Genomic DNA, 16342 nt, shown 5'->3' on the forward strand with positions numbered 1-16342 from the left:
GAATCACTTGCCGCTTCTGCGAATTTTCTGCAATGTAAAGTAAAATAATTCTGGCTTCTTATCCTATTCCTTTCACCAATTGAAAAAGCGGTTTCACCATGTGTAGAAAATTCCAATCCTGATGAACCATAATTTTACCCTAGAAATCAATTAAAACCTTATAATTATGAAAACAAGAATTATTTCCGCAGCAGTCTTCCTGGCAGCATGTTACATATCTGTAGGAATCATAAACAATCGTTCTATACTGCAGGACAACGAGGTTTCAAAAGGAAAAGATTTGGCTTCTTTGCCTAAAGAAAAAATTGAAGATGAAGAAGAAGAAGAAGAAAAACCTTGCGTTTTTATGACAGTCATGGGCGAACAGCCTTCTGAAGGCTTTGCAGCCGCCAAAAGAGATGCCAAAATTGACGACAAAATTATGCAGGGTGAGCTTTGGCTTATTAAAGCCCAAAATAAAGATGGCGGATGGGGAGCCGGTTCGCATGCACGACAAAATGTTATGGACCCACATGCGGTTAGTTCTGACCCGGCCACTACCGCAATGACAGCCATGGCGTTATACCGTTGCGGCTACAATCTGGAATCCGGAAAATACAGTGATGTCCTGAAAAAAAGCCTGAATTATCTTTTGGCAGAAATCGAAAATACAAAAAACAATCCGAATTTCATTACTGAAGTCCGCGGTACACAAATACAAAGCAAATTAGGTGAAAACATTGACGCCGTCCTCACACTTCAATTTCTGAATCAGGTCTACCCAATGTTGAAAGATGCCTCCTTAAAAACAAAAGTGAAGGAAGCTATACAAATTTGCGTCAATAAAATTGAGAAGTCATATGATGAAACCGGAAAGGTAAAAGGTGCCGGATGGGCCGGAGTACTGCAATCGTCTTTTGCCAGTTCAAGTTTGGAAACTGCTGCAAAAAACAAGGATATTAAAGTCAATAAAGAAAAACTTCAAAAATCCCGCGAATATCAGAAAAGCAATTACAATGCTGAAAGCGAAAGTGTAAAAGCGGAAGACGGAGCCGGAATCGTATTGTATGCCGTGAGCAGTTCCGTACGCGGTAGCGCCAAAGAATCTCAGGAAGCGAAAGCCATTATCAATCAGGCAAAACGCGAGGGCAAACTAGACAAGAATGCCGTCCTGAACAAAGAAAACCTAAAAAAAGCAGGCGTTTCAGAAGAACAGGCCGAAGTTTATGATGTTGCCGATAAGGTGTATAATTCTGCAAAAGTAAAAGCTATGAATAAAGAAGTAATCAGCGGTTTCGGCAATAACGGCGGTGAAGAATTTTTAAGCTTCCTGCAAACCGGAGAATCCATGATTGTCAACCAGGATGAGGAATGGAAAAAATGGTATGACGATATGAGCGGCAGAATCATGAGCATCCAGAACAATGACGGAAGCTGGAACGGACACCATTGCATTACAAGTCCGGTGTTTTGCACTGCAACCTGCCTGATGATTTTAACGGTTGAAAACGACATTAAAAAACTGCAATAATCTTAAAAACACAAATCATGAAAACGAAAATCATTTTTGCTTCCTTATTATTAGGCACAACCTTCTGCTTTGGCAGTTGCGATTTCTTCAAAAAAGAACCGAAAGAAAATCCCAATCCGGAAAACAATCCGGGTCCTGAACTGGCTCTGAATACAACTACTGCTGATGATAATACAAAAATCCAGGTAGCCTTGTTATTAGACACCTCCAACAGCATGGACGGACTGATTGACCAGGCAAAATCAAGGCTTTGGAATATTGTAAACACCTTGACAACCTTAAAATATGAAGGAAAAAATCCGAAAATAGAAATTGCACTCTATGAATATGGAAACGACGGCTTGTCCGCCACCTCAAATTATATCCGCCAGGTAGCACCGCTCACAACTGATTTGGACCTCATTTCTGAAAAGTTATTTTCACTTCGAACCAACGGAGGCTCGGAATATTGTGGTGCCGTAATCCAGGACGCTACAAAACAACTTTCCTGGGGAAAAGACAAAACGAATATGAAATTGCTATATATTGCAGGAAACGAACCTTTCAACCAGGGAAGCATCAACTATAAAGAAGCTATAAGCGATGCTTTGAAAAACGACATTTATGTCAATACGATTTTTTGTGGCAGTGCTATCGAAGGTATTGATACTTTCTGGAAAGATGGCGCGGACAAAGGTCAGGGAAAATACTTCAACATCAACTCGGATGAAAAAGTACGCTATATCGTGACACCTTATGATGAAAGAATCAGCAAATGCAATGAAAGACTGAATTCCACTTATATGGGTTACGGAGCGCAAGGTTATGAGAAGAAAGCCATGCAGGCAGCACAGGACAAGAATGCAGAATCTGTTTCTTCTTCCAACTATGCAGAACGTGCCGTGAGCAAATCAAAAGCCGTGTATAAAAACGAATCCTGGGATTTGGTTGACCGTGTAAAAGAAGACAAATCGGCTTTGCAAAAAATCAAAAAAGAAGAACTTCCTAAAGAACTGCAGAATAAATCTCCACAGGAAATCAAAGCGATTGTAGACCAAAAAACACAGGAAAGAGAAGCGATACAAAAAGAAATGGCACAGTTGGCAAAACAGCGTCAGGACTATATTGATACCGAAAATAAAAAAGGCAAAAAACAGGATGATTTAGGAAATGCTATTGCGTCGTCCATTTTAGGCTTTGCAAAAATTAAAGGCTATACGGCTGAAAAGTAGGCTTTAACTCGAAATATGCCTCATACGTTTCATGGGGCATATTTTTTAATAATATCGGAAAGTTATTCCTGACAGGTAACCTTCACTATTTCCATTATTAGGAATTTTTGCGGCTCTGCGCCTTTGCGAGCAACTATCTCAAGCATAGCCGCAAAGCAGAAAAAGAAATTTATTTTCCTTTCGTCCCAACCTTTTCCGTCTTTTTGCTCTCTTATTTAGAAAAGACTAATCCTTAAAATTCAATTATGAAAAAGTTTCTTATACTATTCTTGTTCTTTCAGGCAACCCTATATGCCCAAAAACCTGTTTTTACGACAGCAAAAGTTAAAGCGGCAACTGTTTATTTCAATGCGGCAGAAATTTCACAAACGGCCAGTGTAAACCTTCCGGCAGGAACTCACGAAATTGTAGTCAAAAATGTAGCCAACTGGGTCAACGAAAATTCAATACAAATTGGGACATCACCTACATTAACTGTACTGTCTGTACAATTCACAGACAATTATATTTCTGAATATGAGGTTGACACCAATTCTCCTTCGGTAAAAAAAGTGAAAGACAGTATTCTTATTGTCCAGAAAGAAATTGCTAAACTTGCCAATTCCAGAATTTCTGAAGGAAAAACCATCGAACTGTTGGATAAAAACCAACAGGTTTCCGGACAAAACTCTGGATTGAATGTGACTGAATTGATGAAAATGGTAGAGTACTACAAGACAAAAAGGGCAGAATTAAGCAACAATATAAATGCCTTGACTGAAAAAGAACAGAAACTCGCCGAGGTGCTTAAAAAATTAAATGACAGATTGGAAGTCAACAACAAAAACGAAGAAAAAATCTCGTCCGGAAAATTAATCCTTCAGGTTATGAATGAAGTGGCCGGAAATGTGCCATTAGAAATTTCGTATCTGACCAACAGTGCAACCTGGGCTCCGTTCTATGATTTGAGAGCCAACAGCATAGCCTCGCCAATAGACATGATGTATAAGGCACAAGTCACACAAAGCACCGGAATTGACTGGAAAAATGTGAAACTGACTTTGTCCTCCGGTCTTCCTAACCAAAATAATCAGGCTCCATTGCTACAGGCCTGGTTTTTAAGATACGGATATGTACAGGATTATAGACAAAATGCTGCTCCAATCAATGAATTGCAGGAGGTGGTGGTTCAGGGCATCACTACCAAAAAAGACAAAGTGATGATTAGAGGTTCCGTTTCCAACTTTACCGCTATCACAGAAAACCAATTGAACATTTCCTTTGATATTGATATTCCGTATGATATTTTGTCTAACGGCAAAAAACACAGTGTTGCTTTAAAAGAAATAAAACTGCCTGCTACTTATAAATATTATGCCGCACCAACAGCCGACAAGGAAGCATTTCTTCTGGCGGAAATCAGTGACTATTCTAAATACAACCTGCTAAAAGGCGAAGCCAATATTATTTTTGAAGGAATGTATGTAGGCAAAACGTTTGTAGACCCGAACCAGACTTCGGACACCCTGAACCTGAGCATGGGAAGAGATAAGAAAATTTCAATCAAACGAGAAAAGGTAGTGGACAAATCGGGCACAAAGTTCCTGTCAGCCAACAAAGTGCAGACATTTACTTTTGAAACCACTGTACGAAACAACAAAAAAGAGGCTATACAGCTAACACTCAAAGACCAATATCCGTTGAGTACCGATAAAGAAATTGAAATCGAACTGAAGCAAAGCGACAATGCAAAAGTCAATGCCGAAACAGGAATCCTGACCTGGGATTTGAATCTGAAACCAAATGAAACCAGGAAAATACGTATTAGTTATACGGTCAAATATCCAAAAAATAAGATTATTGACAATCTTTAAAACAAGAGAGCCCCGTTACAATAACGGGGCTTTTTTTATTAAAAAAATACTTATATCTTAAAAATGTAAACGTTTCATTATGAATAATTTCAAATTTTATTTTATAAATTTACTTCCTAACCCTAATTGCTATAAAATGAAAACAACACTACGATTATTAGTATTACTATTCTCAACCTTTGCGTTTTCGCAGACAATCGGAATAGTGCCTTTTGCTACAGGATTCAACAATCCTATTGAAATTGCCAACGCAGGTGACACGAGATTGTTTATTGTGGAACAAAGCGGAGTCATCAAAGTTTTGAATTCGAATGGTACTACAAATGCCACACCTTTTCTTAACATCACAAGCCTTGTAAGCTGCTGTGGCGAAAGAGGACTTTTGGGGCTGGCATTCCATCCTAATTATGCCTCCAATGGTTTCTTTTATGTTAATTACACCAATACGGCCGGGAATACTGTAATAGCGCGCTATTCTGTAAGTAGTAATCCTGATGTTGCCAATACAACCGGTACTATCCTAATGACAATTAATCAGCCTTTTTCCAACCATAATGGCGGAACCATAAAATTTGGTCCTGACGGTTATCTGTATATCGGAATGGGTGATGGCGGAAGCGGTGGTGACCCGGGAAACAGGGCTCAAAATATCAATGAGCTTTTGGGTAAAATGCTGCGTATTGATGTTGATTCGGGCACTCCTTACGGAATTCCGCCAACCAATCCTTATGCCGGAGCTACGCCGGGAGCCGATGAAATCTGGGCTATTGGATTACGAAATCCATGGAAGTTTTCTTTTAACCGACTTAATGGCGATTTATGGATTGCAGATGTAGGTCAGGACCAGATTGAAGAAATCAACAAGGTCAGTTCAACTGCTGCCGGACTAAACTATGGCTGGAGATGTTATGAAGGTAATGCCGCATACAATACAACTGGCTGCGCTGCTATGTCAACCATGACTTTTCCTGTTGCACAATATACACATGCTTCAACAGGAGGCTGTTCTATTACCGGGGGCTATGTTTATACAGGCAGCACTTACCCGGCCATGCAGAACAAATATTTCTTTGCTGACTATTGCGTCAATCGTATAGGAATGGTTGATACGTCTGGCAACATTACCTATTCTGCCAATTTCTCCGGTTCTAACTCCTTTACTTCGTTTGGAGAAAACTCCAGCGGCGAACTGTTCGTTACCGGAACTTCTCAGGACATTGTCTACAGGGTTATTGATACGGCATTGAGCAATGACGATTTTACAAAAAACGGATTCTCTATGTATCCTAATCCGGCAGATTCTGAACTTTTCTTATCAAGTACTACCGGAATTGTACTTCAAAAAGTTTCTATTGTTGATTTATCCGGTAAGCTCCTGATAGAACAAAGACTGGAAAATACACCTGTCAATACCATCAACATCAGTTCGCTGCAAACAGGAATTTATGTTGTTACAATAGAAGACACATCCGGAAATACGTTTACATCAAAACTGGGAAAAAAATAAAACACCGGATTATATAAAAAAGAAAGCCTGTTTTAAAAACAGGCTTTTTTTTATGGAGCAGGATTAGGACGTATGGACTGAATCTCATCAATGGCTTTTAGCACTTCTTCTGAAAGAACCGTATGTCTTGAATTGATATTCTCTTCCAACTGCTTCAGGTTTGTCGCTCCTATTATAGTTGCCGTCACAAACTGCTGCTGACGGATAAACGCCAAAGACATTTCTGTTAGCGTGAGTCCGAATCTGGTTGCTGTTTCCTGATATAAAGCCGTCGCTTCTTTGGTCTGTTGCGAATTGTATCTTGTAAAGTTTGGGAACAGGTTTAATCTTGCATCGGGATGTTTTTCTCCGGTCAGGAATTTACCTGACAATACGCCAAATGCCAATGGCGAATAGGCCAATAAACCTACATTTTCACGATAGGCTGTTTCTGAAAGTCCTACTTCAAAAGTACGGTTGAGCAAAGAGTAAGGATTTTGGATGGTTGCTATTCTGGGCAGATTGTGCTTTTTGCTTTCTTCCAAAAAACGCATCACACCCCAGGGTGTTTCATTGGAAACGCCTATGGCACGGATTTTCCCTTCCTGGATGAGTTCCTGAAATACTTCCAGAATAGCTTTCATGTTATCTTCCCAGGCATCTTCCTGAATTTTAAAACCTCGTTGCCCAAACATATTCGATTTTCGTTCCGGCCAATGCAGTTGGTACAGGTCGATATAATCTGTCTGAAGTCGCTTCAGGCTTTTTTCAACAGAGGCTTTTATGGTTTCTTTGTTGAATGTTAAATCTTCTCTTATATATTGCATCCCGCGGTTTGGTCCTGCAATTTTGGAAGCCAGGATAATGTCGTTTCTTTTTCCCGATTTACGGAGCCAGCTCCCTATAATTCTTTCAGTTTCCCCTGTTGTTTTTTCGCGTGCCGGAACAGGATACATTTCTGCCGTATCGATAAAATTGATTCCTTTATCCAACGCAAAATCAATCTGAGCATGTCCTTCTGCTTCGGTATTTTGCTGTCCGAAAGTCATGGTTCCGAGACATAGTTCACTAACTTTCAGGTTGGTGTTTGGAAGTGTATTGTAGTTCATTTTTTTAAGGTACTAAGTGACTGAGTCGCTAAGTTGCTAAGGTTCTTTTAAGGTGCTAAGGTACTAAGTTTTTAAGGGATTGGAAAATTGAGGTGCTAAGGTTTGGCAGTTTTTTTAAATAAAAAAGACCCAGGACAAATGTCCTGAGTCTTTATATTATAAACAAAAAGCTTTATCGCCCAGACACATAAAACCTTAGCGCCTCAGTACCTCTGCAACTTAGCCTCTTTTACTACAATTCATTCAGCATCTTAGAGATTTCATCCAATTTAGGAGTTAGGATAATCTCAATTCTTCTGTTTTTGGCTTTCCCTTCTGCTGTTTCGTTAGAAGCCAAAGGAGCATATTCTCCGCGTCCTGCAGCAGTAAGGTTCTTTTTGTCAATGGCTTTGTTTTCTGCAAGGATATTTACGATAGCCGTAGCACGTTTTGTAGATAAATCCCAGTTGTCTGTAATTTGTCCGGTTCCGCCATACGGCACATTGTCTGTATGTCCTTCAATCAGTACAGAAATATCCGGATTTACACCCAATACTTTCCCTACTTCTACAACGGCTCTTCTTCCTTCTGCTCCAACAGACCAGCTTCCTGAACCAAAAAGCAGTTTGTTTTCCATAGAAACATATACTTTTCCGTTTTTCTGCTCTACTGTCAAACCTTTTCCTTCAAAACTGTTTAAGGCTTTGGAAAGCGTTTCTTTCAGTTTTCTCATGCTTTCTTCTTTTGCAGCAATCATTCCTTCCAATTCATCTACTCTTGAAGAACGTTCTTTTAATTCTGCCTGCAATTTGTTCAATCGTTCCTGTTCTGCCGCCAAAGCTTTTTCTTTTGCTTCAAGCTGCGCCAATAGTTCACGGTTTTTCTTCATATTGGTATCTAAAGCATCACTACTGTTTTTCTCAAGTGCGGCATATGATGATTTTAACGTATTCAGGTTGGTACTTGCTGCTGCATAATCTGCTGCAAGCTTATCTCTTTCTGCTTTTAGTTTTTCCAATTGCGATTTCAAATCCTTACTTTCAAGGTCGAGCTGGTTTTTCGCTTTTGTCAGGTTTTGGTTTTCATCAGAAAGGTTTCTGTTTTCCTTTTTGAGGTTAGCGTATTTGTCTTCGAGTTCTTTATAAACTTTTGACGAAACACAGGAAGTAGTCAATGCCAGGGCTAATACTCCAAGCGATACTTTTTTAATCATGATTTTGAATTGGTTTTATTTATTTCTTACTCGTTTTTAGCTTATTTAATCGATTTCTACCAGAACCGGGCAGTGGTCAGAATGTTTGGCATCCGGCAATATTACAGCTCTTTTCAATCTGTTTTCGATAGGACGGCTTGCCAGGATGTAATCGATTCTCCAGCCTTTATTATTGTTTCGGGCATTGGCTCTGTAGCTCCACCACGTATAATGGTGCGGGTCTTTGTTAAAATGCCTGAAAGAATCAATAAAGCCACTTTTCATAAAAAGGTCCAGCCAGCTTCTTTCTTCCGGAAGGAATCCGGATACTTTGGCATTTCGAATCGGGTCGTGGATATCGATAGCTTCGTGACAGATATTATAATCGCCACAAATCAAAAGGTTAGGAATCTCTTTTTTAAGTTCGTTGATGTAGTTCTGGAAATCGTCCATATACATAAACTTATGGTCCAATCTGAGGATATTGGTTCCTGAAGGCAAATACAGGCTCATCACCGAAAAGTCGTCATAATCAACCCTAAGGTTTCTTCCTTCCGCATCCATGTGTTCTATTCCGGTACCAAAAACCACATTATTGGGTTTTGTCTTGCACAAAACAGCCACTCCGCTGTAGCCTTTTTTTTGCGCCGGAAACCAATAATTATAAGGATAGCCTGCTTTTTCAAATTCATCCAGCGGAATCTGGTCTGGCGTTGCTTTAATTTCCTGAAGACAGATAATGTCCGGATTGGCATGTTGAAGCCATTCCAGGAAGCCTTTCGTAATGGCGGCTCTTATTCCATTGACATTGTAGGAGATAATTCTCATAGTTGCTGTAGATTTTGACTTTTTCAAAAGTAAGTAAAAAAAGATTATTTCTACAGGCAAAATCTCTGGTCTGATAGGATGAAAAAAATGGATGTGTTAACTCAATTTTGCTATCTTTGTTTTTTTCGCACAAAACAGATGATAGATGGGGTTAGTTACCGCTAAAGAAGTTGCAAAAGCAATAAACACAGATAAATACGGAGTTTTGGGAACTTTTTCAGGCTGGCTGCTAATGAAAATACTTAAAATTTCCACACTGAATAAAATCTACGACCGGAACAAACATCTACAAAATGTCGAATTCCTCAATGCTATATTGGACGAATTCCAGATTAAATTTGAAATCCCGGAAGAAGATTTAAAACGCCTCCCAAAAGACGGCGCCTATATTACCATTTCAAACCATCCGCTAGGCGGAATTGACGGTATCCTGCTTTTAAAGCTTATGCTGGAAAGGGAGCCTAACTTCAAGATTATTGCCAATTTTCTTTTACATAGGATTGACCCTATGAAACCGTATATCATGCCCGTAAATCCTTTTGAGAATCATAAGGATGCCAAATCGAGCGTAATCGGAATTAAAGAAACACTGCGCCATTTAAGCGACGGAAAGCCTTTGGGAATGTTTCCTGCCGGTGAAGTTTCTACCTATAAAGATGGAAAACTGGTGGTAGACAAGCCTTGGGAAGAAGGTGCTATTAAGCTGATTAAAAAAGCTAAAGTTCCTGTAATACCCATTTATTTCCACGCCAAAAACAGCAAGCTTTTTTATTTCCTTTCCAAACTTGACGATACGTTAAGAACTGCAAAACTACCTTCGGAATTGCTGACACAGAAAGACCGTGTTATCAAAGTACGAATTGGAAAACCGATTTCTGTAAACGAACAGAACGAATACGACAAAATCGAAGAATACTCTGAATTTCTTAGAAAAAAGACCTATATGCTGGCTAATCCTTTTGAGAAGGAAACCAAGCTACTGGACACATCCAACTTAAAAATCCCGAGAAGTCCGAAACAGATTGCCATGCCAGCCAATCATGAGCAGATTGTTAACGAGGTGAATGCTTTGAGACAGACTGACTGCCGATTGCTGCAAAGCAAAAACTACGAAGTGTTTTTCACGGAAGCGAATCACATTCCAAACATCCTGCATGAATTGGGACGTTTGAGGGAGATTACCTTCAGGGAAGTGGGCGAAGGAACCAACCAGTCACTGGATTTGGACCAATTCGACCAATACTACCACCATATGTTTTTATGGGACGATGATACCAAAGAAATTGCAGGTGCCTACCGTATGGGACTTGGTGCGGAGATTTTCCCTAAATATGGAATCGACGGATTTTACCTTCAGGAGCTTTTCCGATTTGAGCCGGAATTGTATGATATGATGAGCAAGTCCATAGAAATGGGCCGGGCTTTTATCACCAAAGAATACCAACAAAAACCAATGCCGTTGTTCCTGCTTTGGAAAGGAATCGTGCATACGACACTGCGCTATCCGGAACATAAATTCCTGATTGGCGGTGTAAGTATCAGTAACCAGTTTTCTGATTTTACGAAGTCGCTGATGATTGAGTTTATGAAATCGCATTATTACGACCCTTATATTGCACAATATGTGCACCCTAAAAAGGAATTTAAGGTAAAGCTGAAAGATGCGGATAAGGATTTTATTTTTGATGAAGCCGAAGCCGACCTTGTCAAATTTGACAAACTTATCGATGAGCTGGAACCGGGCAACCTGCGTCTTCCGGTATTGATTAAAAAATACATCAAGCAGAACGCCAAGGTTGTGGCATTTAATGTAGACCCGCTGTTTAACAATGCTGTTGATGGATTGATGTATATTCGAATTGCGGACATTCCGGAGAGTACGATGAAACCGGTGATGGAAGAATTTCAGGCAGAGTTGGAACGAAAACTGGCCGAAAAAGGAGAAAAATTATAGTTCTGAAACTTAAACAAGCATAAAAACTTTGCGGCTTAGCGCCTTTGCGGGCTGTATTTCACGCAAAGTCACAGAGTCGCAAAGCATGGACAAAAAAATTCAATATAAAAGAAAAGCCTGAGAAATTCTCAGGCTTTTTTATTGGTATCTACTTCCAGATAGACTGTCTTAAAATGTCATCAAAGGTATTTTCACGTACGAAATACACCAATCTGACTATATGATATACAATTAGAACTGCGCCTAAGAAGTAGGCTATCTTTTTACTGTAAAAAACAGAATTGAAATATTCTTTTTGTGTTTTTAGCTCCAGCGTCAATACTATGATAACGACTATGCAGAAAACAAAAGCAAAAGGTCCAAAGAGATGATAAGATAAGCTTTTTTGCAAATCGCCTTCATACAAATAGACCAATGATTTGGTGATGCCACATCCCGGACACGGAAAACCTGTCAACATCTTAAACGGACACAAAGACTGGTCTGTTTCCAAATGATGATCGTGATTGTGCAGCATTAAAAAAAATGGAATTATCAGGGTCAATAATGCCCCGATAATTCCAAATATTTTCAGTTGAATCTTTCTATTACTTGTATAACTTGTTGATATCACCTTGAACAATCATTGCGGCTACCATTGGGAACAAGAAACCAAGAATTAACAATAGTGTTGACTGGTCTTTTTCCCTTTCACCAGTTCTTTCATAAACTTTAGGCAAACCTTCTTTTCCTGCCAAATAGTAGAAATACAGATTTACCGGCATACAGCATCCTGAGAAAATAGCAATTGGCTGAGAAATAACTTCTTTGCCTGCTACAGCATTTAATACTTGTGCTACCTTAATATTCCAATAAATCAAATATAATCCGCAGGTGATAAATCCTAAAAGCAAAACTACGATTGGGTCCACCCTAAATTCAGGGATAACACCATAGTTTTCTGGTCTTTCTAATTCCATTTTATTTTTGTTTTTGATGTTTATAATTGCTAAAATTAACAAAAATATTGGATGGACAATCTCTTTGTATGAATTTTATGTCATTATTAAAGAAAGACTTTATCTACAGGCTCCCATAATTCAATCTTATTCCCTTCTATATCAAGAATCCATCCGAATTTTCCATAATCATAGCTTTCCATTTCCCCAATAATCTGAACGCCTTCCTGCTTTAGCGTGGCCAACAGTTCTTCCAGATTTTCTACCCTGAAGTTCTGCATGAATTGTTTTTCGGACGGACTGAAATAATTGGTGCCACTTTTAAAAGGTGACCATTGTGTAGCACAGTCATATCCTTCTTTATCTTTCAACCAGAATGTACAGCCATAGTCGTCTGTATTCAATCCTAAATGTTTTTTATACCAATCTCTCAATGCTTTCGGGTCTTCGGATTTAAAGAAGAAGCCTCCAATTCCCGTAACGCGGTTTGGTGTTTTTACCTCTGCCTTTTTACCAAAATACAATTCCTTGATTTTATCTGCGATGGTCTGCGCTAATTTTTCATGGCTTTCAAAAGTCCAACCGGCAATATGCGGCGACATCAGGACTTTGTCTGATTCCAGAAGATATTGGAAAGCTTCCGGAATTTTATCTTCTTCAAACAGCGTTTCAAAAGACAGTTTTTCATATTCCAACACATCCAATCCGGCCCCTAAAATCTTGCCTGTTTCTAAAGCCTGTACCAAATCGGCGGTTACTACATTTTTGCCTCTTGATGTATTGATGAGCCAGAATGGTTTTGCAAAAGCATTGATATAGTCTGCATTGACCAGTTTGTCCGTTTCCGGAGTCCACGGAATGTGCAGGCTCAACACATCTGATTTTTGCTGAAGTTCTTCTAATGACACCTGTTTTGCATTGGCATCGCCAACATTTTCCAGAATATCATAGCAAAGCACCTCAACATCAAATCCGCGTAGTTTTTTGGCAAAGGATTTTCCCATATTGCCATATCCGATGATACCTACCGTTTTACCGTCCAGTTCGTGTCCGCGGTTTTTCTCACGGTTCCAATGTCCGGAACGGATTTCTCTGTCGGCCTGGTTTAGTTTATTGAAAAGTGACAGCAGCATTCCCAAGGCGTGTTCTCCAACCGCATTTCGGTTTCCTTCCGGAGCCGCAATCAGGCTTATTTTTTTCGAAAGCGCATAATCGCAATCAATACTTTCAAGACCTGCTCCTACTCTGGAAATAAATTGCAGTTTGGTTGCCTTATCCAAAAAGGTTTTGTCAATTTTAAAACGGCTGCGAATTACAATTCCGTTATAGTCGTGGATTTTGGCTTCTATTTCTTCTTTTGAAGATTTGAAATCTTCGTGGTTTGTGAAACCGGCTTCTTGCAACTGACTTAGCAACAGAGGATGATTGCTGTCAATGTGTAGTATTTTTATTTCTTCAGGCACCATTCTTCGATAGAATTTTTATGGTTACATACTATGCAATCCTATACCGAAGCGATTTGCTTTTAAAAACCGAGGATAAGTTTTGCGATAGAAAAATAGATTAATATTCCGCAAATGTCGTTACTGGTCGTAATAAACGGGCCTGTTGCCAGGGCCGGGTCTATTCCAAACTTATTCAATAAAAGAGGAACAAACGTTCCGATAAGCGATGCTATAATGATAACGGAAATCAAGGCACTGGTCACAATAACCCCGATTATGAATTCTACATTCAGAAGGAAATGGCTACCAATAAACAATATGGAAGCGAGAATAACCCCATTTAAAAGGCTCAGGGAAATCTCTTTTATCAATCGGCTAAAAAGCGAGCCACTCAACGTATTGTTGGCAAGACCCTGTACAATAATCGCAGAAGATTGCACTCCAACGTTTCCTGCCATCGCCGCAATTAGTGGCGTAAAGAAAAACAGGTTTCCATGCTCTGTCATTGCTCCTTCAAAAAGTCCAAGTACACGAACAGATATAAAGCCTCCCAAAAGCGCGAGAACAAGCCATGGCAAGCGTGCTTTTGTGAGCTCCAAAATACTGTCATCTGCCTCAACGTCCTGTGAGATACCCGCTGCTAACTGGTAATCTTTGTCGGCTTCGTCCTTGATAACGTCAACGATATCGTCAATCGTAATTCTTCCCACAAGTCGTCCCAATTCATCTACGACAGGAATAGCTTCCAGGTCATATTTCTGCATGATACGCGCTACTTCAACATCTTCCGTATCGACACGCACGTAATCAACTTTCGGGATATATACTTCACTGATTGGTGTTTTGGTAGAAGTCGTCAAAAGGTCTTTAAGCGAAAGCCTTCCTTTGAGCCTGTTTTCATCATCAACCACATAAATAGAGTGTACTCTGGAAACATTTTCCGCCTGTATTCTCATTTCTTTCACGCAGGTTAATACGTTCCAGTTTTCGTTTACCTTCACGAGCTCTTTTCCCATAAGACCTCCGGCAGTATCTTCGTCATAGCGCAAAAGGTCAACAATGTCTTTCGCGTGCTCAACGTCAATAAGTTCAGAGATTACCTCATTTTTAATGTCGGTAGAAAGCTCAGCGATAATGTCGGCCGCATCATCCGTATCCAACTCATCAAGCTCTTCTGCAATTTCTTTTGGAGAAAGCCTGCTTAGGATGTTTTCACGAAGGTCGTCTTCTAATTCAAGAAGAATTTCGGCTGTTTTTTCGCTATCAAGGATTTTGAAAATATAGGTGGCCTCATCAAAATCCAGTTCGTCAAGGATTTCGGCAATATCAGCGTGGTGCATATCGTTAAGCAAGGCTTCCAGCTGCTGGTCTTTTTTGCTTAAGATTAATTCTTCAATCTGAAGAATAAGCTCCTTACTGATTTTAAATTGCATCGGCTTCTATTTTTTGGGTTATTGCTATGAATTGCTGTACATCCAGCTGTTCCGGACGGAGGTCAAAGATAGTATCTTCTCTTAAATTTTCCGAAAGATTTAGGGATTTTAAGCTGTTTCGCAATGTTTTTCTTCGTTGTTGGAAAGCGGTTTTTACCACTGTAAAAAAGAGCTTTTCATTGCAGGGCAGCGTAAAGTTTTCTTTTCTTTTAAGTCTCAACACACCTGATTTTACTTTAGGCGGCGGATTGAATACATTTTCATGCACAGTAAAAAGGTATTCCGCATCGTAAAACGCCTGTGCCAGTACTGATAATATGCCGTAGGTTTTAGTTCCTTTTTTCTCACAGATTCTTTCGGCTACTTCTTTCTGGAACATTCCTGAAAATTCTGCCACCTGATTTCGCAATTCCAAAGCCCGGAAAACAATCTGTGAAGATATGTTATAGGGAAAGTTACCAATGATGGCGAACTGTTTCCCTTCAAAGGTTTTATTAATGTCGTATTTCAGGAAATCCTGTGATAGGATATGACCCTGCAATTTTGGATAATTTGCATTCAGATAATCCACCGATTCTGTATCGATTTCAATCACATAAGTGTTTACCGGTTTTTCAAGCAGGTATTTTGTCAATACTCCCATTCCTGGGCCTATTTCCAAAACATTATCATAGCCTTCAAAATGGAGCGTATCTGCGATTTTCTTTGCTATGTTTTCGTCCGTAAGGAAATGCTGTCCAAGATGTTTCTTGGCTTTTACTTTATCCATTTTGATTTGTGATTTTAGATTTATGATTTCGGATTACCTAACTGTCTCTCATCTATCATCTATTATCTGCTGTCTTATTTATGATTTGTGATTTTAGATTTATGATTTCGGATTACCTAACTGTCTGTCATCTGTCATCTATTATCTGCTGTCTTATTTATGATTTGCGATTTTAGATTTGTGATTTTACATTACCTAAACACCGGTCATCTATTATCTTTCATCTGCCATCTATTATCTGATTTCTAATTTCACCTAAACCGATTTATGGTCACTAATGAATTCCAGTTCTGTCCGGAAGGCAAGCATTTTGTCGCCAAACAGTCTTTGTCCTTCTTCTCTGAATCCGGGTGCGTGTTCCTTATAGTAGCTGTCCAGATTTTCTCTGGAATCTGCCCAATATTGCACTGAATAGGTTACTCCACCCATTTCTTCTTCTACCAGAACTTTTACAAGACGTGCCGAAGAGAACTTTCCAGTTCCCAGAATTTCCGGAATGTGCTTGTGCTGCATCCAATGAAGCCATTCATCATGTACCGATTCGTGAATATTTATGGTTACGTTGTATATTATCATTTCTTAGAATATTAGATTTTAGATTCCGCTAATGAAGCGGTTTATTTTGAAAAATTCGT

At 39.4% G+C, this 16342-nt stretch carries 13 protein-coding genes and 1 pseudogene; 5 read left to right on the top strand and 9 right to left on the bottom strand.

Annotation, left to right across the window (positions count from 1 at the left end):
* The first annotated feature begins 166 nt into the window (after positions 1 to 166).
* From B0G92_RS01755 to B0G92_RS01770, 4 genes are all read left to right on the top strand, one after another.
* Entirely contained in the window at positions 167 to 1510 is a 1344-nt protein-coding gene (locus B0G92_RS01755; protein WP_101470888.1) for a prenyltransferase/squalene oxidase repeat-containing protein, read from the top strand.
* Between the two features lie 17 nt (positions 1511 to 1527).
* On the top strand, positions 1528 to 2721 hold the full coding sequence (locus B0G92_RS01760) for a VWA domain-containing protein (RefSeq protein WP_101470889.1): 1194 nt from the start codon (positions 1528 to 1530) through the stop codon (positions 2719 to 2721).
* A gap of 245 nt (positions 2722 to 2966) precedes the next feature.
* Positions 2967 to 4574 (top strand): DUF4139 domain-containing protein, encoded by a 1608-nt coding sequence (locus B0G92_RS01765; protein ID WP_101470890.1) that lies wholly within the window; start codon positions 2967 to 2969, stop codon positions 4572 to 4574.
* 136 nt (positions 4575 to 4710) lie between these two features.
* Positions 4711 to 6081, top strand: coding sequence for a PQQ-dependent sugar dehydrogenase (locus tag B0G92_RS01770; RefSeq protein ID WP_101470891.1), 1371 nt, complete (start codon positions 4711 to 4713; stop codon positions 6079 to 6081).
* Positions 6082 to 6131: 50 nt separating this feature from the next.
* Here the strand turns inward: B0G92_RS01770 and B0G92_RS01775 are convergent, their stop codons facing one another.
* The 3 genes from B0G92_RS01775 to B0G92_RS01785 form a co-directional block, all read right to left on the bottom strand.
* Positions 6132 to 7169, bottom strand: coding sequence for an NADP(H)-dependent aldo-keto reductase (locus B0G92_RS01775; protein WP_101470892.1), 1038 nt, complete (start codon positions 7167 to 7169; stop codon positions 6132 to 6134).
* Between the two features lie 232 nt (positions 7170 to 7401).
* A complete protein-coding gene (locus tag B0G92_RS01780; protein ID WP_101470893.1) occupies positions 7402 to 8361 on the bottom strand; it encodes an OmpA family protein in 960 nt (319 codons plus the stop codon).
* A gap of 45 nt (positions 8362 to 8406) precedes the next feature.
* On the bottom strand, positions 8407 to 9168 hold the full coding sequence (locus B0G92_RS01785) for an exodeoxyribonuclease III (RefSeq protein WP_056071545.1): 762 nt from the start codon (positions 9166 to 9168) through the stop codon (positions 8407 to 8409).
* Positions 9169 to 9313: 145 nt separating this feature from the next.
* Here B0G92_RS01785 and B0G92_RS01790 point away from each other — a divergent pair, with 145 nt between their 5' ends.
* Positions 9314 to 11122, top strand: coding sequence for a GNAT family N-acyltransferase (locus tag B0G92_RS01790; protein ID WP_056071542.1), 1809 nt, complete (start codon positions 9314 to 9316; stop codon positions 11120 to 11122).
* Between the two features lie 148 nt (positions 11123 to 11270).
* Here the strand turns inward: B0G92_RS01790 and B0G92_RS01795 are convergent, their stop codons facing one another.
* From B0G92_RS01795 to B0G92_RS01820, 6 genes and pseudogenes are all read right to left on the bottom strand, one after another.
* The gene (locus tag B0G92_RS01795; protein WP_235498592.1) at positions 11271 to 11639 is read right to left on the bottom strand and encodes a DUF2752 domain-containing protein; all 369 of its coding nucleotides are present in this window, start codon (positions 11637 to 11639) and stop codon (positions 11271 to 11273) included.
* Positions 11640 to 11709: 70 nt separating this feature from the next.
* Complete coding sequence (locus B0G92_RS01800; RefSeq protein ID WP_056072496.1) at positions 11710 to 12081, bottom strand: DUF4234 domain-containing protein; 372 nt, start codon at positions 12079 to 12081, stop codon at positions 11710 to 11712.
* 497 nt (positions 12082 to 12578) lie between these two features.
* Positions 12579 to 13526: pseudogene (locus tag B0G92_RS01805) on the bottom strand (2-hydroxyacid dehydrogenase); the annotation flags it as partial.
* A 59-nt stretch (positions 13527 to 13585) separates the two neighbouring features.
* Positions 13586 to 14938 carry a magnesium transporter gene (mgtE, locus tag B0G92_RS01810; protein ID WP_056071536.1) on the bottom strand — a complete coding sequence of 451 codons (1353 nt, stop codon included), beginning with the start codon at positions 14936 to 14938 and terminating at the stop codon, positions 13586 to 13588.
* Entirely contained in the window at positions 14928 to 15707 is a 780-nt protein-coding gene (gene rsmA, locus B0G92_RS01815) for a 16S rRNA (adenine(1518)-N(6)/adenine(1519)-N(6))-dimethyltransferase RsmA (protein ID WP_101470894.1), read from the bottom strand. The genes mgtE and rsmA overlap by 11 nt, the downstream gene beginning before the upstream one ends.
* A 255-nt stretch (positions 15708 to 15962) precedes the next feature.
* Positions 15963 to 16283 carry a DUF4286 family protein gene (locus B0G92_RS01820; protein WP_056071530.1) on the bottom strand — a complete coding sequence of 107 codons (321 nt, stop codon included), beginning with the start codon at positions 16281 to 16283 and terminating at the stop codon, positions 15963 to 15965.
* Positions 16284 to 16342 lie beyond the last annotated feature (59 nt).

This window comes from Flavobacterium lindanitolerans, from assembly GCF_002846575.1.
GTDB lineage: Bacteria > Bacteroidota > Bacteroidia > Flavobacteriales > Flavobacteriaceae > Flavobacterium > Flavobacterium lindanitolerans.